The organism is Acinetobacter sp. ACNIH3, assembly GCF_002918965.1.
GTDB classification, from domain to species: Bacteria; Pseudomonadota; Gammaproteobacteria; order Pseudomonadales; family Moraxellaceae; genus Acinetobacter; species Acinetobacter schindleri.
The window spans coordinates 59825-80702 of the sequence record NZ_PQLP01000008.1; the positions used below are offsets into that span (position 1 = coordinate 59825).

17 protein-coding genes and 1 pseudogene are annotated in these 20878 nt (G+C 41.6%); 7 read left to right on the forward strand and 11 right to left on the reverse strand.

The features are described from left to right. Positions 1-13: 13 nt before the first annotated feature. The 3 genes and pseudogenes from C3420_RS17835 to C3420_RS17780 all read right to left on the reverse strand — a co-directional run bounded on the left by C3420_RS17835 (position 14) and on the right by C3420_RS17780 (position 2948). Positions 14-1999, reverse strand: a pseudogene (locus C3420_RS17835) (acyltransferase family protein). 86 nt (positions 2000-2085) lie between these two features. Then, the gene (locus C3420_RS05860; RefSeq protein ID WP_103799888.1) at positions 2086-2637 is read right to left on the reverse strand and encodes a M23 family metallopeptidase; all 552 of its coding nucleotides are present in this window, start codon (positions 2635-2637) and stop codon (positions 2086-2088) included. A gap of 176 nt (positions 2638-2813) precedes the next feature. After that, positions 2814-2948, reverse strand: coding sequence for a hypothetical protein (locus C3420_RS17780; protein WP_004892608.1), 135 nt, complete (start codon positions 2946-2948; stop codon positions 2814-2816). A 432-nt stretch (positions 2949-3380) separates the two neighbouring features. On the opposite strand from C3420_RS17780, the gene C3420_RS05865 reads away from it, so the two are divergent. The 3 genes from C3420_RS05865 (at position 3381) to uraH (ending at position 5457) form a co-directional block, all read left to right on the forward strand. Beyond that, positions 3381-3926: a 3'-5' exonuclease gene (locus tag C3420_RS05865; RefSeq protein WP_213064669.1), complete on the forward strand. Its 546-nt coding sequence runs from the start codon at positions 3381-3383 to the stop codon at positions 3924-3926. Positions 3927-4159: 233 nt separating this feature from the next. Further along, positions 4160-4951: a pseudouridine synthase gene (locus C3420_RS05870; protein WP_004815429.1), complete on the forward strand. Its 792-nt coding sequence runs from the start codon at positions 4160-4162 to the stop codon at positions 4949-4951. 110 nt (positions 4952-5061) lie between these two features. Further along, the gene (gene uraH, locus C3420_RS05875; RefSeq protein WP_103799889.1) at positions 5062-5457 is read left to right on the forward strand and encodes a hydroxyisourate hydrolase; all 396 of its coding nucleotides are present in this window, start codon (positions 5062-5064) and stop codon (positions 5455-5457) included. 17 nt (positions 5458-5474) lie between these two features. On the opposite strand, the gene C3420_RS17580 is transcribed toward uraH, so the two are convergent. Next, positions 5475-6200, reverse strand: a complete 726-nt coding sequence (locus C3420_RS17580; RefSeq protein WP_228152938.1) for a hypothetical protein — start codon at positions 6198-6200, stop codon at positions 5475-5477. Positions 6201-6262: 62 nt separating this feature from the next. Then, positions 6263-7966 carry a M61 family metallopeptidase gene (locus C3420_RS05885; protein ID WP_103799890.1) on the reverse strand — a complete coding sequence of 568 codons (1704 nt, stop codon included), beginning with the start codon at positions 7964-7966 and terminating at the stop codon, positions 6263-6265. A 175-nt stretch (positions 7967-8141) separates the two neighbouring features. Between C3420_RS05885 and C3420_RS05890 the strand changes: the two genes are divergently transcribed. The 3 genes from C3420_RS05890 to slyD all read left to right on the forward strand — a co-directional run bounded on the left by C3420_RS05890 (position 8142) and on the right by slyD (position 11586). Then, positions 8142-9446, forward strand: a complete 1305-nt coding sequence (locus C3420_RS05890; RefSeq protein WP_103799891.1) for a D-alanyl-D-alanine carboxypeptidase PBP6B — start codon at positions 8142-8144, stop codon at positions 9444-9446. Between the two features lie 232 nt (positions 9447-9678). Next, complete coding sequence (locus tag C3420_RS05895; RefSeq protein ID WP_103799892.1) at positions 9679-10965, forward strand: NAD(P)/FAD-dependent oxidoreductase; 1287 nt, start codon at positions 9679-9681, stop codon at positions 10963-10965. Positions 10966-11103: 138 nt separating this feature from the next. Then, entirely contained in the window at positions 11104-11586 is a 483-nt protein-coding gene (slyD, locus tag C3420_RS05900; protein ID WP_004892585.1) for a peptidylprolyl isomerase, read from the forward strand. 123 nt (positions 11587-11709) lie between these two features. Here the strand turns inward: slyD and C3420_RS05905 are convergent, their stop codons facing one another. From C3420_RS05905 to C3420_RS05930, 6 genes are all read right to left on the reverse strand, one after another. After that, positions 11710-12480 carry a M48 family metallopeptidase gene (locus tag C3420_RS05905; RefSeq protein ID WP_103799893.1) on the reverse strand — a complete coding sequence of 257 codons (771 nt, stop codon included), beginning with the start codon at positions 12478-12480 and terminating at the stop codon, positions 11710-11712. A gap of 113 nt (positions 12481-12593) precedes the next feature. Beyond that, entirely contained in the window at positions 12594-12902 is a 309-nt protein-coding gene (locus C3420_RS05910) for a hypothetical protein (RefSeq protein ID WP_103799894.1), read from the reverse strand. 164 nt (positions 12903-13066) lie between these two features. Continuing rightward, positions 13067-14386 carry an adenylosuccinate synthase gene (locus C3420_RS05915; RefSeq protein WP_004892578.1) on the reverse strand — a complete coding sequence of 440 codons (1320 nt, stop codon included), beginning with the start codon at positions 14384-14386 and terminating at the stop codon, positions 13067-13069. A 71-nt stretch (positions 14387-14457) separates the two neighbouring features. Further along, positions 14458-15624: an ATP phosphoribosyltransferase regulatory subunit gene (locus C3420_RS05920; RefSeq protein WP_004892575.1), complete on the reverse strand. Its 1167-nt coding sequence runs from the start codon at positions 15622-15624 to the stop codon at positions 14458-14460. A 590-nt stretch (positions 15625-16214) separates the two neighbouring features. Beyond that, on the reverse strand, positions 16215-16511 hold the full coding sequence (locus tag C3420_RS05925) for a hypothetical protein (RefSeq protein WP_004892573.1): 297 nt from the start codon (positions 16509-16511) through the stop codon (positions 16215-16217). Between the two features lie 176 nt (positions 16512-16687). Then, positions 16688-17713, reverse strand: coding sequence for a type I glyceraldehyde-3-phosphate dehydrogenase (locus C3420_RS05930; RefSeq protein WP_103799895.1), 1026 nt, complete (start codon positions 17711-17713; stop codon positions 16688-16690). Between the two features lie 409 nt (positions 17714-18122). Between C3420_RS05930 and alaS the strand changes: the two genes are divergently transcribed. Then, entirely contained in the window at positions 18123-20816 is a 2694-nt protein-coding gene (gene alaS / locus C3420_RS05935) for an alanine--tRNA ligase (protein ID WP_171294442.1), read from the forward strand. Positions 20817-20878 lie beyond the last annotated feature (62 nt).

The window sequence follows — 20878 nt, forward strand, 5'->3', positions numbered from 1 at the left end:
GTTTTTTTTAAAATTAATTTGCTTTTAAATCTTTTAGTGGATTACCAAATTGTTTCAGATATTCAATCCCTAATTGACGTGAACCCTGATCATTAATATGGTTATCATCTTTTAGGCGATATAAAGGCACATCATTCACGATGATCTTACATACCTGCTGATCACAGATCACTTTGGTCGGATCAATGATTTTCAAATCAGGGTATTTCAGTTTGGCTTCAGCCAATATTTGGTTAAATGGTTCTAAATGGGTTTCGTAACTCCTTCTGGAAACCGTACATTGTGCATGTCGATTTAGAATTTCATTACGGATATTACAGTCTGAAGGTATCCCATCCCAATCCAATCGTGGTACATCGTTCAGTATTACCACTTGATCACTCGCTTTGTGGGCAATTTCTAGCGCTTTCATCAAGCCGGCTTTAAAGATTTCATTATTACGCTGATGAATCCCATCTTTAAGTTTCACCTCATCTCCAAAATATGGCGCATAAGAACCGGCTAAAATAATCATTGGATAATGGGTTTTAGACAGATGTTCGGTAAGAGCATTATTACGTTGCTCAAACTTAATGAGTTCTTCCCAACGTCCGAGCTTTAACTCAGAACGCTGCACGCCAGGCAAATAAAAAGTTGAACTCTGGGTAATATCATAACCACGTAAATTGGCATCTTTGGCCCATTCATCCAGCATTGCAGTATAGGCATTGGCATGTGAATCACCGATCAACAAGAAATCAATATCATCCTTCGTGTGCCCTAATATACAATCTTTAGGATCAGGTAAGGTTTTCGGATTCGTATCCATACACTGGCTACGAATCACATGCGCATAAGCCTGCAATGCTTCCTGCTTGACATATACGGAGGGTAGAAACCGATCAGGAAAACCTTCATTAGTTTTAATGATCTGGGCAATCACAATAAAGATGATCGCAGGAATTACAAATCCGAGAAGAATCACCTTGCAATTGGCAGCCATTACAAAGCGTTTTAGGGGTTTTTCTGCCAGCTGATAGGTAAGAAATGCCAAAAGCATTGACAGCAGGAGAATGATGATCTGATTTTCTGTATTGAGTGGCAGCATATAAATGCCAAATAACATGATAATCGGCCAGTGCCATAAATACAGCGGATATGAAATTTTTCCGATCCAGGTGCTCAGCTGATTACTGAGCAGCAGATTGGTTACGGATACAGATTGGCCCAGATAAATAATTACTGCTGTTGCCAGACACGGAATCAGCGCCATAAGACCGGGAAATGGCGTGTATTGATCAAAATATATTGCTGCTGCAAACAAAACAAAGACTCCGAGCCACACCAGGGTCTGTAGTAATTTTTTAGGTAGTTTTGGTCGTGGCAAACAAGTGATCAAGGCGCCAATCAGTAATTCAAAAGCCCGTACCGGCATGCTGTAATAGGCCTTGGCTGGATTTTGTATGAGTTGATATTGAGCATAAGCCAGTAGAACAATAATCAATATACTGATCATTAACCAGAGATATTTACGCGATGCTCTGGCAAGAAATAGCCATAATATTAAAGGCCAGAAAATATAGAACTATTCTTCCACCCCCAATGACCATAGGTGCAATAGGGGTACATTTTCCACGCTCGGGCTAAAGTAATCCCCCACTTCATTGCGCATATAGAGGTTTGCAATGAGCACAGTGGCATACATGACACTATTAAAATATTCAGTCAGTTCACCCGGCAGCATCACCTGCCAGGCAATCAGGCTAACCACAGCGAGTACGGTAAAATACGCTGGTGCCAAACGGACTACACGTTTTTTATAGAATCGTGCAATTGAAAATTGTTGGGCCTGAATATCGCGTGTGAGAATAATGGTGATCAGATGACCTGAAATCACAAAGAAGATATCTACACCAATATAACCACCAGAAAATAGTGACCAGCCTAAATGATTGAAAATAACCAGAGATACCGCAATAGCACGTAGGCCATCGATATCTGGCCCGTAGGCAATACTCATAAAAACAGGAAAAGGGGGAGATAAGCTATTTTATGCCTTTCCAATTTCAGAATAAATTCTTTTATATTTATCTTACATTATGACGTTTATTCTAATTCCTCAGCTTTCAAATAAGGATAAGGATTAGTCGCGCCCTGCCCGCTAAAATAAATTCCATAATGCAGATGTGGTGGTGTTGATTTAGCATTACCGGTGTTGCCCACATAGGCAATGACTTCGCCAGCTTCCACCCAGTCACCTTCCTGAATATGCTCAGCATAATCCTCCAGATGTGCATAATAATGCTGGCTCAGCTCCGGCCCTGTTACCCAGATCACTTTACCACCGAGATTATTTGTTCCAATATTTCTGATGATACCCTGGGTTGCACTCAGCACAGGTGTACCTCGTTTGGCAAAGATATCTATTCCTTCATGCTTACGGCCTGCACTTCGTGAAGCACCCCAAGTATCATTGAGCTGTCTTTGCGTCACACCTTCGACTGGAATGGTTAAAGGTTGTGATAAAGTTTCTTTTCTCAACTGCCAATACAGATAAGGACTTTTCCAGCCCGCTGACTCACCAGACGGTGGTGGCTGACAGCCACTCAGAAGTATCAATACAATAATTAATAATAAGGAAGCGCTTAAATTCGGCACTGCAATTTCTCATTCATTCTTCTTAAAATAATCTTATTCAATTCAATCTGATTACACGTGCTGTTCTTGTAATTTTTATTGATGATTCCTTTGAAAATTATTTTTTCTCTTCTAAACAATAAAAACCCTCTTATAGAGGGTTTTGTCATTGATTATCACCGATTCACAATCATGGACTATTTACGTTTTTTCGCCCGTGATGGTTTAGATTTTTGAGGTTGCTGCTGTTGCTGCTGTTGATCCTCGTCCTGCATAGAATCCTTTTTGTCCTTTTGCTGAACCTGCTTATGTTTTGCCTGAGATCTAGCCATTTTTGACTCCTACTCATCTCGATCAAAAAGATTGTTTTTCTACTCTAACCACTATAAATAAATAACCAATGCAAGAGTCGTATCTAATTGCTTCAATGTAATTACATTTTAGCTAAGTTATTCTGTTTTAAGGGGACATGTTTTTTGGTTATTACAAGTCTTACAGATGTTTGCACGCTGAAACATGAGATTACTCAGCGTATAATTTATATATTGAGGTTTATAATTATGAAGTCAAAATTTTAGTGTCAGCTCCGACTGTAAAGATCATAGATTATGATGAGTTTAACTCGGTCATTTTAACCCTGTGTCTTTTATTTAAGATATTGGAAGAGTCCCTTCTCTGCCACAATAGTGATTTTAGTCTGTATGTTCAGAAAACCTGGCAAGCAAGATTTAAATTTTTACAGATAGATGAGAGTGATCAAAAAAATGGCTAAAAAAGAAGTGTTTATTTCCGTCGACATTGAAGCTTCCGGCCCGATTCCTAGGGAATATGATTTGCTATCTATCGGCATGTGTCTCGTCGATCAACCTGAGATCCAGTTTTACTGTGAATTAAAGCCGGTCTCCCATAAAGCTGACCCGAAAGCCTTGGCCGTTAGCGGTTTCAATTTAGAAGATTTAACAAAAAATGGGATAGATCCCACCACTGCGATGCAGAATTGCACTGTGTGGATTGAGCAACATCTTTCCAAATCTGAAACACCAATTTTTGTCGGATTAAATGCCGGTTTTGACTGGTCTTTTATGAATTATTATTTCCATAAATTTATCGGACACAATCCTTTTGGTGTTTCCTCACTCGATATTAAATCTCTTTATATGGGTGCATTTGGCGGACGTTGGTCAGAAACACGGGCAAAGAATATTATTGAAATTTTAAAGCCACAAAGCAGAGGCAATCATAATGCATTACACGATGCGATCTTTCAGGCTGAGCTGTTCCGTTTAATTTTAAAACAGATTCAGGTTTGATTTTTATTAACGCTTATAGCTGCACTTTACCCTTTTACAAGATACTATTTACAGATTCAACTGCGAGCGGTTTCAAAAATATTTCGAGATAAGCAACACTTTAAGGCCGTCTTCCCTCATAATACCCATATATAAATCCACCGCTTTTTAGATTCCAATGGGAGATCACGACTATCCCCACGCGAAGAAATCTGCTCATTTTCAAATTTTTGTAATTATAGAAGTCTTTTCCTATGAAAATCGTCATTCTAAATAAACCTTATGACGTCCTCTCCCAGTTTCGTAAAGACGAAGCACACATGACGATGTCTGATTTCGTAGATGATCCTACACTGCGTCTGGCAGGTCGTCTCGATATGGACTCGGAAGGTTTGGTATTCCTGACCGATCATGGTGGTTTAAACCAGTTCATTACCAATCCTGCCAATAAAAAATTCAAGACTTACCTGGTTCAGGTTGAAGGCGACGTGACTGAAGAAGCACTTGAGCAGTTACGTAAAGGTGTAGAGCTGAAAGATGGTATGACCTTACCTGCAAAAGCAATCAAGGTTCAGCAACCTGAATGGTTATGGGATCGTGATCCTCCAGTTCGTTACCGTGCTTCTGTACCAACGTCATGGGTAGAAATTTCGATTTGTGAAGGCCGTAATCGTCAGGTACGTCGTATGACTGCTGCCGTAGGTTTCCCGACTTTACGTTTGATCCGTACCAAAATCGGTTCTATTGATCTGGTTCAATTGGGTCTGCAACCAGGTGAAACCAAAGAAATTGAACCTTTGCTTTACCCTGACTTTAAAGATGTACCCGCAGAAGAGCCATACCGTTCACGTTCTTACGTGAAAAAACCAGGTGGTACGGGTGGCAAACCACTCAATAAAAAAGTGAATAAAGACGGTACCAAGAAGAAAACTGGTACACCACGTGTTTGGCAACTGGAAGAAGGTGAAAAACCACGTCGTAAGACCAATGGTACGACACGTCCAAATACCAAAGCACCACGTGGTCGCGGACGCGGTCGTGGCTAAGTTTTAATAAAATCTATCAAGCTCACTTCGGTGGGCTTTTTTTATTACATAAATTTAATATTTTTTAGTCTTTTAGACTAATTATAATTATTCATTTTGCGATGGGTCTCATGAAAAAAATTATTTTTGCCTTAGCTGCGACTTCCCTTTCAACTCTTGGCTTTGCCAATCCACTCAGTGTGCATGTGCTAAATCAGGAAACTGGCCTGCCTTCTGCCAATATCACGGTAACTTTAGAAGCCCAGCAAGGTGAGAAATGGGTCAAACTCAATGAAGCCAAAACAGATAATAATGGCCGGATTAAAGAATTCTATCCTAAAGAGACTGCGCTACAAAAAGGCATTTATAAGGTGACTTTTAAAACGGGCGACTGGTTTAAGGCCAATAATCAACGCACCTTTTTCCCAGAAATTCCGGTTGTGTTTGTGATTGATGGTACTTTGGAGCATTACCATATTCCACTGTTGTTAAGTTCTTATGGATATTCAACGTATCGGGGGAATTAATTAGAGAAAAGTGACTATCAACTCGAAACAAACTCATCATAAATAATGTCTCGACCTTCTACCACATGAATAAATGATGCTCCCATATCATTCTCTTTTCTACCGATATAAAGGGTAAAAGCTTCCTTTACCCTATTCCCATATAAATCTTTAAATTCGAGGAATAAAAATTTACGGTAAATCATTCCATCTAGGAATTTATCAAAACTAGAAATATTCAATATAAAATTAATTTCGTGAGTTAAATCTTTTGTTAATCTTTTTATCTCATAAACTTCATAGTGATATTCTTCATCTACCAAGATTTTAATATTATAAGCATCTCCCTTGCCTAAATTACACATACTTAAATAAATATCAAAATAATCATCTTCCTCATTTAATTCATATTTTCTTATACAACTTCCACTCTTAAAACTAAATAATGGTTTTGCACTCTGATTTCTATATTCCACTTGCTGAACTTGAATTTCAACCATCTTTCTAAATTCTTCTATTTGTAATTGCAAAGATTCAGATTGTTGCCTAATTGATTTAGAATTCTGCTCTAACTGTTTACCCTGCTGGACATAGCCTAAAATCAGCCACAAAAAAGCGATAGGGGCAACTATACCTGCAAGAAAATCACCTAATTCATTTAAAGATATTGGACTTTTCAAATCTCCGAAAAACCAAAATATAAAAATTATGGCTAACCAGACAACTGTAATTCCCATTCCCCAATTTAAACTCTTCTTATTCATATTCACATAAAAAAACCGATGCCTAAGCACCGGTTTTACATGGTTTATTTAAACTATGCAAATCACGCTTTCAACCAATTCTCAGCTTTAGCTTGATCTTCAATTTTAAGTTCGACTTCAGTCAATGCAGAACCAGCTGCTTGAACCTCAAAGGCCATTAACTCATCACGACGGAATGCATGAACAGTATAAGTTCCTTCCTGCTTCGCATATTTCTCGGCAAGCTTTGTCGTCGCTTTCAAGCCATCAATTGCAATGATCACATCATTGGCTGACAGGCCTGCTTTGGCAGCAGCACTGTCACGACGAGCGGATTGAATAAATACACCTTCAGGCTTATCTACCAATTTCAAACCAAATGGCAGAGACTTGTCATTTTTCAGGGTATAGCTTACCCCAAACTCAGGGAATAACTGATCCAGTGGTAATTCTTCTGTGGTATTGATCAGATGGTTGATCTGTTCTAACCACTTATCGCCAGTCAATTCTTCACATAACTCGAAGATAGTACGCTCGTTCACCTGAATGCCATTTTGCGCATTTTCATACAACTTGCGCATCAAGGCATCCAGGCTTGAACCACGTAGACGCAAGCCTAAATCTAAGCAAAGTGCCACTAAACAACCTTTGTTGTAATAGCTGGTGCCAGCATTATTCGAGTTTTCATCCTGACGATAGAATTTCACCCAGGCATCAAAGCTTGATTCAGACACACTTTGAATAAAGCGACCTGGGTTTTGCAAATAACGGTCAATCTGTGCTTTCAGTAAAGCAATATATGATTCCTGGTTAATCACACCACTACGTAGCAGAATCAGGTCATCATAATAAGAAGTAAATCCTTCAAAGATCCAAAGTAAAGAGGTGTAGCCTTCTTTGTTTAAATCGTAATTCACAAAGTTTTCAGGGCGAATAAATTTCACTAACCAAGAGTGGAAATATTCATGGCTACATAAACCTAAGAAACGCTGATAATCCTTCGATGGCTCTTCCGGCTCGTTGGCTTTCGGCAGATCGTCACGTGGTGTAATCAGACTGGTTGAGTTTGGATGTTCCAGACCGCCATAACTGTTGCCTGTTGCCATGGTCATAAAGGTATAGTTACTAAATGGCGCCGAACCAAACATAGAAATTTCGGTACTACAGATCTTTTCCAGATCCTGCTGCATGCGTTCAGCATTCATCTCATGTTTGCCAGAAACCACGAACTCATGCGGAATACCATTGGCTTCAAAGCTAAAACGGGTCTGTTCTGCTAGTTCAAATGGTGAATCGATCAGCTCGGCATAATTTTCTGCTTTAAGCGTATAGCGGCCTTTGACCAGGCTCTTGGATGCCATACCGGTTGCTAACTGGAAGTGTTTCAGTTCATCTGGCAGGAAGATTTCAACTTCAATCGCTTTATTTTCTTGTCCTTCCAGCCCCAGACAAGCACAGGCCGGGTTCACATATAGACGTGTTTCATCGACATACGCACCCCGTACGGACAGATCATAAGCATAGACATCATATTCAACCGTGATCAGTTCATGGTCGGTATTAAACAGGCGCCATTTATTCTTTTCAAATTTCTGGATTTTCAGCTGGCGTCCTGCTTCATCAAAGGCTTTCACTCCTTCAATGTGCTTGGAAAATTCACGAATCAGGTAACTGCCCGGAATCCACGTTGGCAAAGACAACACCTGTGTAGGGTCTGCTAAAAAGCGAACAGTCACGTGAACAAGATGCTGACGATAATCGTCAAATTCGATTTGATAATGCAACATAATGGGCGATTCAAAAGAAATTAGAATGTGTTAAGTCTAAGCTTAACATTTTTTTCCAATACATTGCGGAAGTGTCTTAAATGTCTACAATGAGTACTAGCCATGACAAAAAAAAAGGCTTAGCATGCCTAAAATTTTTTTGCTCGCCAATGGACTGGTCGAATAAGGAACTCCCTTGAAATTTATCGCCTCACTGATTGCGACATTGTGCTTTTTTATGTCCGCAATCTCGCATGCTGCCCTACTTAATATTAATCCTGAAAGTGTTGAGGCAGAAGCCTGGACCATTCTGGACAGCCAGACCGGTCAGACTATTGCTTCACATAATGAAGACCTGCAACGTGCTCCGGCTTCCCTGACCAAAATGATGGTAGCTTATATCACGCTCAAGGAAATTCAGGCCGGAAAATTAGATAAAAATGAAGTAATAACTGCAACGTCTGTAGTGAATATGGTGATGTGGGATGAATCCCAGATGTACCTAAAAGAAGGTGATCAGATTTCAGTAGATCAGTTATTGGCAGGCTTAATTGTAATGTCTGCCAATGATGCCGCAGTGACGTTGGCGGAAAAAATTTCTGGAAGCGTACCCAAATTTGTGGAGCGTATGAATCAGGAAGCCAAAGCACTGGGCATGCAGCATACCAACTTTCAGAATCCGGCCGGCATTACCATGCCTGAGCACTATTCTACAGCAGCCGACCTGGCCAAACTGTCTCAGGCTTTGGTCAATGAAACGCCAAACTATCTGTTCTATTCCAAGCAACAGAGCTTCAGTTATAACCAGCGTTTCCACCGTGCCACCAATCTATTGCTAAAAATAGACCCAACAGTAGACGGCTTGAAAACTGGTTTTACCCGTGCTGCAGGTTATAACCTGGCTGCAACTGCGATCCGTCCAAGCATGGACATGAGTCTATCTAACCGTCGTTTAATCGTCGTGGTGATGGGAAGCAAAAGTGCTGTAAAACGTGCGGAAGTCGCTCATAAGCTAATGAACCTGGCCTATACCTATACCCGCAATGAGGTAGCACTCAAGGACAAGCAAGTGCTGGCTGAACTACCTGTGGTTCAATCTACCCTGAAAATGTTTAAGGTAGCGACCAAAAAACCTGAATTAATTACTACTTCACTCTATGATCAGAGCTATAGCATTGACCTGAACCAGTTTGATCAAAGTACTCAACGCGTGATGTTAGATACTGGGAATGGTACTCTACAAAGCATTGAGCCATTACGCGAAACTCAGACCCACTTAAACATTGAAGTGAATGAGACCCAATTGACCGCGCCACTGGCAAAAGTCATGCAATTGGCAACGGTAAACGTCTATCAGAATAATCAGTTGATTCGTACCATCCTGATTGAAGATCAGGTCGATATTGAAGAAGCGAATTTCTTTGAAAAGTTCCTGCAATGGTTATTTGGCCTATTCTCCAGTACGAATGCAGACGTTATATTGTATCCGATTGGCAAATAAAATCTGAGACAGACAAAGGATGGCAATTATATTAATTAGCCGTCCTTTTTTATTGCCTACATTTATTTTTAATTTTACCAATAACAACCTCCATAAAAGACATTATTAATTTATATCCTTGAATTGCTACAATTTGTAAGCTGTATAACAATTCTTATCAAGACCTTATTTTAAGCCTGTCATAGTATGTTTTCTTTCTATTTCATTAAAAAAATAAATAGGTTAACAAGGTATGACAGCCCATAAAATTGTGATTGTAGGTGGTGGTGCAGGTGGTCTGGAACTGGCTACCCAGTTAGGACAAAGCTTAGGCAGAAATGGTAAGGCCCAGATTACCCTGATCGACCAGAAGCTGACCCATATCTGGAAACCTCTTCTTCACGAAATTGCAGCGGGAACACTCAATCCGCATGAAGAAGAAACCAATTATTTTGCCCATGCCGCAGCAAATCATTATGAATTTGTTCTGGGCACGTTTAAAAATATTGACCGTGAAACCAAACAGATTCTGGTTGAAACCGAATACTTTTCTAAAAAAGTCCAACCTACCAAGAATAGAAGCATTGACTATGACACCTTGGTGCTTGCTTTAGGCTCCACTTCAAATGACTTTAATACTGAAGGTGTCAAACAGTTCTGTCATTTCCTCGACAGCCGCGAACAGGCGGATATTTTCCAGCAAGACCTGCTGCATCTTTACTTAAATGCCCAGAATGAAGCAGATAGCCGTGAACTGAAAATTGCTATTATCGGTGCAGGTGCTACAGGCGTTGAACTGGCAGCAGAACTGGTTTCTGCCAAGAATAATTTTCATAAATATGGTCTAAACAAGATCGATCCGAATAAGGTCAAAATTACCCTGATTGAAGCTGCAGATCGTATTCTTCCTGCCCTGTCTCCCAAAGTTGCTGAGCACACGATGAAGCAGCTGAAACAGCTAGGTATTGAAGTACTAACTCAACATCGTGTGGCTAAAGTCGATGAAGAGCATATTTATTTTGTAGATGGTTCAAGTTTGGAAGCAGAAGTAAAAGTCTGGGCAGCCGGGATCAAGGCGACTGAGGTACTCACGCAACTTGAGGGACTGGAAAGAGACAATATTCATCGCCTTAAAGTTTATGCGACATTGCAGACGACCGCAGATCCGAATATTTTTGCCTTTGGGGATTGTGCACATTGCAAGCCTAGAGCTGATGAACCCGTCTTGGGACCACGTGCACAGGTTGCAAGCCAGCAGGCCAGTTTCCTTGTCAATTCTTTACGATTACGTGCGAATGGTCAGACACAGTTACCGATGTTTGTCTTCTCGGATAAAGGTTCTCTGGTGTCCTTAAGTGAAAATAAAGCCGTAGGTGAATTACTCGGTCAGGTCAATGTACAGGGCTTTGTCGCCAAGTCGATGTATGTTTCATTATATCGGCTGCATCAGGCCACGATCTTGGGCTATACTCAGGCTGGGGTAATGACGGTAAAAGACTTCGTTACAAGAAAAATCTCGCCGAAGATAAAATTGCATTGAAATTTACAGATGCGCCCCCATCAATGAAAAAATCAGCATTTATATAGGGAAATTGCATTTTTTTTGCTAATTTTAGTCTACAAAAACTCAATTTCACTTTATGATGTATCTCTTAAAAAATTTGATTGGATCAATATCATGACTGCAGTTGCAAATGACCTCGTGGTTTCTTTCCACTACACATTGACTAACGCAGAGGGTGAAACTCTCGATAAATCTCAAGGTGAACCACTTGCATATTTGCATGGTGCAGGCAACATCATTCCTGGCCTTGAAAATGCACTACTTGGTAAAACTGTAGGCGACAAATTCACTGTAACTGTTCCAGCAGCTGAAGGCTATGGCGAATACAACCCAGAACTAGTACAAGAAGTTCCTGCGAAAATGTTCCAGGGTGTGGACAACATCCAACCTGGTATGCAATTCCAGGCGCAAACTGATGACGGCGTTCAAATCGTAACTGTTAAAGCAGTTGAAGGCGAAAACGTTGTTGTTGATGCGAACTTCCCACTTGCTGGCCAAGACCTGACTTTCGACGTTGAAATCGTGGAAATCCGTGAAGCTTCTCAAGAAGAACTTGACCATGGTCACGTACATGGTGCAGGCGGTCACCACCACTAAGATCGATTGATCTGAAGTGCAAAAGGCAAAGTGAAAACTTTGCCTTTTTTTGTTGCCTATATATTTTATTCAGGCATAAAAAAGCAGAGCCTCTGCCCTGCTTTTTTATAATTCAAGCAATGATTATTTACGTTGGTTATAAATCTGCATTGCGGCTGGCAGATTTTGACGCATTGCGGCAATACGCTGGCTGCTTGATGGGTGAGTCGATAAGAACGCGACACCACTACTGGTTTGCTTACTCATTTTTTCCCAAAGAGTAATTGCAGCATTCGGGTTATAACCTGCACGAGCCATCAACATTAAGCCACCTTGGTCAGCACGGCTTTCCAAGTTACGTGAGTATGGTAGACCAATACCAATCTGGCTACCCAGCTGTGCAGCTGCTGCACCACCCTGACCCACACCTGCTGCACTCAGGCCAATACCTAAAGCCAAGTCAGTCAGTGCCTGAGCACCAATCTTCTGTTTAGAATGCTCTTCTAGCGCATGCACCATTTCATGACCCATAATTGCTGCAATTTCAGCATCAGTTAAGCTCAATTTATTGACGATACCCGTATAGAACACCACCTTACCACCTGGGGCAACATAAGCATTGACCTGATCGCTCTTCAGTACAGCCAGCTGCCAGTCAAATCGGGTGCCTGTCTGGTTCAGCTGGTCTGCATAAGGACGCAATTTGTTAAATACAGTGCTGATGCGCTTATAAGTAGCAGAAGACGTATCCAGTGTATTGGCAGCACGTGCTTCCTGAACGGTCTTGTTAAAGCCTTGTGTCGCTACAGCGTTTAAGGTTGATGTATCCGCGCCCGCTATATCAGCGACAGTGGTACAACCTGATAAAGTGACGAATGTAGCCGCACACATGCTGAACAAAAATTTATTTTTCATTATAGATTCTCCACCCCAGTTTCAAGGCACAATACTTGATAAAAATTATAATTGAAACATCGCCATACCTGAAACGTGTAATTACTTCATCTTTTTAGCATTTATGTAATATTTCAGGTGATGAATTGTATGCCAAGCCAATAAATTAGACAAAGTACATTTAAAACCAGATAAAACTGGCTCAAAGGTTGGATCTTCAACTCCAGACTTTCACTTTTGCGCTTGGCAAACAGGATCGCGTTCTGGATCAGGATCACTGGCACCAATATGCAGGCAATAATGACACTTAAGCCTACCAGCGCATTATAGATAATTTCAGGATTACTGGTTTGAGCACGAATAATCAGCATGGCAATGGTGGGAGCCCCGCCCATGGCAAATAGCAACGAATAGAACATGGTTGCCGAGATATTTTTTTGCATCCTGCAAGCTCTTATATTTTCTTTAATATTTATTCTAACAAGCACAGCAGCATTACACATCACTCTGTGATGCAACTTTAGTCGTGCGCCAGTATTCCTTACTCGATACGTTATAAAAAAACCCTGTGAAATTCACAGGGTTTTTCTCATTTCAGCTTAAAGGATTAAGCATCAAACGGATGACGAAGAACAATTGTTTCTTCACGGTCTGGACCAGTTGAAATGATGTCGATTGGACATTCAATCAATTGCTCAAGACGTTTCACATAATTAATTGCAGCTTGTGGCAATTGATCTAATGATTTGGCACCGAAAGTAGACTCAGACCAGCCTGGCATCGTTTCGTAGATCGGTTTTAAAGTTTCGAATGCAAGTGCATCAGAAGAACCTACACAGCCAGAATCAGCAGCTTCGTAACCTACACAGATTTTTACTTCTTCTAAACCGTCAAGAACGTCAAGTTTAGTCAGGCAAATACCAGAAAGTGAGTTTACTTCTACTGAACGGCGCAGGATTTCAGCATCGAACCAGCCACAACGACGTTGACGACCAGTAGACGCACCAAATTCTGAACCTACAGTACCTAAGTGTTTGCCGATTGCATCGCCAACATCATTTGCAGCATCGTACACAAGTTCAGTTGGGAATGGACCAGCACCTACACGTGTTGTGTATGCTTTGGTAATACCCAATACATAATCGAGGTGTAATGGACCAAGACCTGAACCTGAGCTTACGCCGCCCGCAGTCGTATTTGAAGAAGTCACGTACGGATATGTACCGTGGTCAACGTCAAGAAGTGAACCTTGCGCACCTTCAAACATGATGTTGTCACCGTTTTTACGGTATTTATGCAACTCACCTGTTACGTCGATAACAAGCGGCGCAACCACTTCACGCCATTGGTCGCAAAGTGCAAGTACTTCTTCAAGCTTAACTGCTTCTACGCCGTAGAATTGAGTTAACTGGAAGTTATGGTATTCAAGAAGCTCAGTTAACTGCGCTTTAAGATGTTCACCACCACGTACCAGATCAGCAACACGAATTGCACGACGAGCCACTTTATCTTCGTAAGCTGGGCCAATACCACGACCAGTCGTACCAATTTTTGCATTACCACGTTTGATTTCACGTGCTTGATCAAGCGCAATATGGTTTGGAAGAATCAAAGGACAGTTTGGCGAAATACGTAAACGTTCTTTAACTGGCACGCCTTCTTTTTCAAGAATATCCATCTCTTTGATGAGCGCTTCAGGTGAAAGAACCACACCGTTACCAATTAAGCACAGTACGTTTTCACGTAAAATACCTGATGGAATGAGGTGAAGAACTGTCTTTTTACCACCAACTACAAGAGTATGGCCTGCGTTGTGACCGCCTTGATAACGTACAACTGCTGCCGCTTGATCTGTGAGCAGGTCGACGATTTTACCTTTACCTTCGTCGCCCCATTGGGTACCAAGTACCACAACATTCTTGCCCATAATAGCCTCATTACATCATGCTGTTAAAGTTGAAAAGCCTGGCCCAGCGACATGAATACTGAGCCTGACCATTAAATTGTTTTGACTGTCCACTCACCGTCAACATTCACCAGCTGGTGAGTTGCATACGGCACCGAGTTTAAACCATCATTACCTAATAACTGAATTACACTTAAGCCTTGTGCACGTGTTGCCTGAATCGCATCAAGCAAAGCAGCATCATTGCCTTTAGGTGCAACAATAATCTGTGCAGTTTCAAATTTGCCTGCACTTAAGCTATACAAGTCACAAGAGAAACCGGTTGCAGGACGGGCACGACCAAAGTGTTGACCAATACCGTCATAACGGCCACCTTGTGCCAGTGGTGCAGCACGGTTTGGTGCATACACGGCATACATCAGGCCAGTGTGGTAATGGTAAGAACGCAATTCAACCACATCGACACCAATTTCCAGATTCGGCCAGCGTGCCTGGATTTCCTGTTGAGTGTTGATCAATGCATCCAGTGCCTGTTTAAAGTCTGGATTTGCCAGTACTTCAGTACTCAATTGTGTTTGTAATGCATTCAAATCACTTGCATAGCGACCCAATACGTAGAAATCATGGCCTTGGTTCAGGGTTGCAGTAAACTCTTGCAGTTCTGGCAACGCTTTACGCTGATATAGGTCAGACAATTGACGTTCAGCTGCCTTACTTAAGCCCGCTTGAGCTACAAGACTACGGAACAGACCGACATGACCCAAGTCAAGGTGAATACCATCTGCCAGACCAGATTCCTGAATCAGACTCACCATCAGGTCAATCATTTCTACATCGGCATCAATACTGTCTGAACCGAATAATTCTGCACCCAACTGCAGCGGTGCACGCGTGGTGTTAAAACCCTGGGGTTTGGTATGTAAAACCGTACCTGCGTAGCAGTAACGAGCTACACCTTCCACTGGATGTACATGCGCATCGATACGAGCCACTTGTGGTGTCATATCGGCACGCACACCAAGCAAACGACCAGAAAGCTGGTCGATCACTTTAAAAGTGGCTAAGTCTAAATCCTGATTCGATTCTGAGAGAGAAGATAAAGATTCAATGTATTCAATGAATGGCGTGTACACCAACTGATAACCTCGAGATGCGAGGAAATCCAGTGATTTACGACGCAAATGCTCAATGACTTGCGCTTGTTCTGGTAATACATCAGCTACACCATCAGGTAATAACCATGTCTCTGAAATGGGCATGTTGTAAACCTAAATTCTTGTCAGCGCGGAACAAATCCGCATAAAAAAATCGGGAGCACACCCGATTTCTCCTAGTCTAGCACGATCATTTAGGCTGTGCATCGCAATTTTTATAATTTTCTCTGACTGATCAAATGACTAACATTGATAATGAAAATCCAGCGGTGAAGACTTGGGCCAAGTCAATTAAAAAGATATCAAAAGCTAAACTATCAACATGATTTTAAAAAATTTATTCCTTAAAAAAACTTTAAGGTTTTATCTTGAACTCTATACTTTCCGAAATAACCAGCAAATGCTTCAGAAAAATTCATTTTTAAATGTTTAAAAATAATCCAGCATAAATGCAAACTGCACGGATTTGACACCTAAGAAAACAGCACTATTCAGGCAAATTTGAAGTTAACAGGACAACACGCTGCACCTCTTTATAAAAATACAGTTCGTTATTAGATTAAATTTAGCCTACATCTATATGTAATACATCAGGTTTCGGCATGCTGTCTACCATTATGATGAGTGTAATTTCGGCAGGAGTTTTGTGCAGCCTGCTCTTTTAGACTGCTTAATCAGAAAACCATTTTCGAAGATTATTGTTTTGGTTCAACTACTTTTGCCAGCAGATGCACCAGCTCGGCATTTTGTAATTCGACCTGTTTTAGTTTGGTCGTGGTCTGGTCCAGTACTTCTTGCTGTACATGCATCTTTTTAGCCAGATCCTGCATAATCTCTAAGGTCTTTTTTAGATTATCTTCCAGATTCGCGACCTTTTGCTCGACCGCAACACCCTCCAATTCAGGACCAGTTTCAACCTGATTGAACTGCAGCCAGATCAGGAAAATTACTGCCAGTGTCAAGAGTGTAATAAAGCCCCACATTAATAACATTGCTTTTGCTCTTCTAGTTGGTCGCCTGAGTTTTATCATAATCAAAAAAACAGGCGATATTGTAACGATTTTATCGGAATGCCAGCACCAGATATCGACTGGAAAATTAGATTAATTTTCTTTATACATCAATATACTTAAGAATAAAATTTACTTAAGCTATAGATTAGAGTGCTTTATACATTAAAGGAATGACATAAATCTAGTAAACGGTTGGCATAACCCCATTCATTGTCATACCAGGCAAATACTTTGGCCTGCTTGCCTACGACTATGGTCTGGGTCATATCCACAATCAATGAATACGGTGAATGATTAAAATCGGAAGAGACTAAAGGTTCATCCGTGATCGACATAATTTCAGTATAGTCCTGAGCTGCTGCTTTGATTAGGACGTCATTCAGCTGATGATCGCTAATATTGGCTTGAGTCACAAAAGTTAAATCAATCGCTGCCACATTAATGGTCGGTACACGAATCGAATAACCATCAATCCGGTTTTCCATTTTCGGCATGACCTGCTTGAGTGCGCCTAAAGCAGATGACGTCGTCGGAATAATATTTTGCCCTGAAGCTCGGGCACGACGTAAGTCACGATGTGCATGGTCTAGGACTGATTGATCCGCAGTGACCGCATGAATTTCAGTCATTAGCGCGGTATCAATACCGAAAGCATCATCTATGATTTTAACCAGCGGCACTAATGCCTGCGTGGTACAAGATACGCTGGAAATGATCTGGTCACTGTTTTTCACATCACGATGGTTCACCCCATAAACAATCGCAGCATCTACACTGTCAAACGGCGCTGCACCAATGATCACACGTTTGGCACCGGCAGTAATATGCTGGGTCGCTGCTTCACGGGAACGGAACAGACCGGTACATTCCAGTACCACATCAACATTCAGTTCTTGCCATGGCATCTGAGCCGGGCTGGCTTGACGCAGGACTTCGACTTTTAAACTGGCATCCTGATAAGACACATGCAGATAAACACGTTCCTGTTCATAGCTGAGGTCGACCTGCCCTGGAAAGCGGCCATGAGTGGTGTCGTATTTGAACAGATGCAGTAAAGTTTCCACATCGGCAATGTCATTAATGGCAACGATGTCAAAATTAAAATCTTTCGGATTTTCAAACCATGCACGTAACACATTGCGTCCGATTCGCCCAAAACCATTAATTGCGATACGTTGCATCGACATTCCCTTAAGCAGCATAAAACTTTGAGTGCCCTATATTAATAGAATTATGCAGCTGACTGATAACTATTCAGCCAAATCCTTTAAAATTTACACAGCATGTCCAATATTTCACCGAATAATTTATGCTTTATCATCGTGAATATTCTCTTTAATCCTGACAGATTTTAAATAAATTGCTGTTCTGACAATAGCTTTTGATTTTACAGGTCATTTTCCAGAATTTACCAATATTCATTCCTTAGAGTTTTATGATCTATAAATATGAAAATCATTGGTCGAACAGGCATTTTCCGTTATAATTTGGCGTTTTTAAAAATTTAAGCCCCGCATTGCAGCAAAGAACCAACCTTCTTGTCAGACTGCACTGCTTTTGCCCAATCAGAAATTATGGAGTGACTTGGTTGTGAGTACTCGTTTTATGACATCAGCTGAAATTCGCGAAGCTTTTTTAAGCTACTTTGAATCGCAAGGGCATACACGTGTCGCGTCGAGTTCTCTGGTTCCTGCCAATGACCCAACATTATTGTTTACCAATGCTGGTATGAACCAGTTTAAAGACTGCTTCTTAGGTCTGGAAAAGCGCGATTATGTACGTGCGACATCTTCACAAAAATGCGTACGCGCAGGCGGTAAACACAACGACTTAGATAACGTTGGCTACACAGCGCGTCACCACACATTCTTTGAAATGTTGGGTAACTTCTCGTTTGGTGACTACTTTAAACGTGATGCAATCAAATTTGCTTGGGATTTCTTAACATCTGAGCAATGGCTAGGTCTGCCAAAAGATAAACTTTATGCCACTGTTTACCATACAGACGACGAAGCATTTGAGATCTGGAACAAAGAAATTGGCCTAGATGCATCTCGCATTATCCGTATTGGCGATAACAAAGGCGGTCAATACGCATCAGATAACTTCTGGGCAATGGGCGATACAGGTCCATGTGGTCCATGTTCTGAAATTTTCTATGACCATGGCGATCACATCTGGGGCGGTTTACCGGGCACACCTGAAGAAGATGGCGACCGTTTCATCGAAATCTGGAACAACGTATTCATGCAGTTCAACCGTACTGCAGATGGCGTACTCCACCCTCTTCCAGCGCCTTCTGTGGATACAGGCATGGGCTTAGAGCGTATTTCTGCAGTTCTACAACATGTGAACTCAAACTACGAAATCGACCTATTCCAGCACTTGTTAAAAGCAGCTGCTGAAATCATTGGTTTAGATACGGCTGAACTTGAAGCAAAAGCACAAGCTGAAGGCAAACCGGTTGAATACCCTGCGTCACTTAAAGTGGTGGCTGACCATGCACGTTCATGTTCATTCCTCATCGCTGATGGCGTAAACCCATCGAACGAAGGTCGTGGTTATGTGCTACGTCGTATCATCCGCCGTGCAGTGCGTCACGGTAACAAATTGGGTGCGACAGGTTCATTCTTCCACAAAATGTTGAAGCCTTTGATTGAAGTGATGGGTGCTGCGTATCCTGAACTTGCAGCGAACCAAGCACGTATCGAAGCGCAACTTCTGAAAGAAGAAGAGCAATTTGCAAAAACACTTGAGCAAGGTTTGAAATTGCTTGAAGGCGAACTTGCAAACTTAAAAGGTTCTGTGATTCCAGGTGAAGTGGTGTTCAAACTTTACGACACTTACGGCTTCCCAACAGACCTTACAGCTGACATCGCGCGTGAACGTGATTTAACGATTGATGAAGCTGGTTTTGAAACTGAAATGGCTGCTCAGCGTCAACGTGCACGTGATGCCGGTAAATTCGCGATCGACTACAACTCTGTTGTGAAAGTTGAAGGTGAAACTCAATTTGACGGCTACGATGCAACTGCGGGTGAAGGTCAAATCATCGCAATCTATAAAGATGGCGAGCAAGTCGATGAAGTGGTTGAAGGCGACGAAGCGTTAATCGTTCTGAACCAAACCCCTTTCTATGCAGAAAGCGGTGGTCAAATCGGTGATACAGGTATTTTCAAAAACGATACCGGTATTTTCGAAGTTCAAGATACGAAAAAATCTGGTGGTGCGTTCGTTCACCAAGGTATTGTGACCATGGGTAACTTAAAAGTTACTCAAAATGTAGAAGCAACAGTAAAAGCAGACATTCGCGCAGCAACAGCTCGTAACCACTCTGCAACGCATCTTCTACATGCTGCACTTCGTCAAATTTTAGGTTCACACGTACAGCAAAAAGGCTCATTGGTTGCGTCTGACGTATTACGTTTCGACTTTGCCAACGACCAACCTGTGACATTTGAACAACTTCAAGAAATTGAACGTCTTGTGAATGCTGAAGTAATTGCCAACACCCCTGTAACCACTGAACTGCTTGACATCGAATCTGCGAAAGCCAAAGGCGCGATGATGTTGTTTGGTGAGAAATACGGTGACGAAGTTCGCGTACTGTCTATGGGTTCAGTGATTGAAGAGAAAAACTTCTCAATCGAACTGTGTGGTGGTATTCACGTAAAACGTACAGGTGACATCGGTCTGTTCAAGATCACCTCTGAAGGTGGTGTTGCAGCAGGTGTACGTCGTATTGAAGCGGTGACAGGCACTAAAGCAATTGAAGTTGCTCAAAAAACGGATCGTGACATCAACACGATTAATGGCTTATTGAAAGCACAAAAAGACCAAACTTTAGAGAAAGTTGAAGCGATTGTTGACACAGCATCAAGCTTGCAAAAACAAATCGAACAACTGAATCAAAAATTGGCAAGCCTACAAGCGGGTGAACTGTTAAGCCAAGTTCAAACACTTGCGGGTCGTCAAACACTCATCACAACCGTTCAAGGCATGGATGCAAAAGCACTTCGCAACTTGCATGATGGTGTGAAATCTAAATTAGAAAATGCAGTGATTGTTCTTGCAGGTGTAGAGGGTGACAAGGTGAGCTTGATCGCATCTGTGGCGAAAGACTTTACTGCTTCTATTAAAGCGGGTGACATCATCAAACACTTGGCAACTGAGCTTGGTGGTAAAGGTGGTGGTAAACCTGACTTGGCACAAGGTGGCGCGCCACTTAACGAGAAGTTTGCAACAGTGATGGCTGATCTAGCAGCTTGGCTTGAAGCAAAATAAAAACTTCATTTTGTGTAACTGACCCTGATTGGAACATCAGGGTCATGGTTTGAATGGAACAA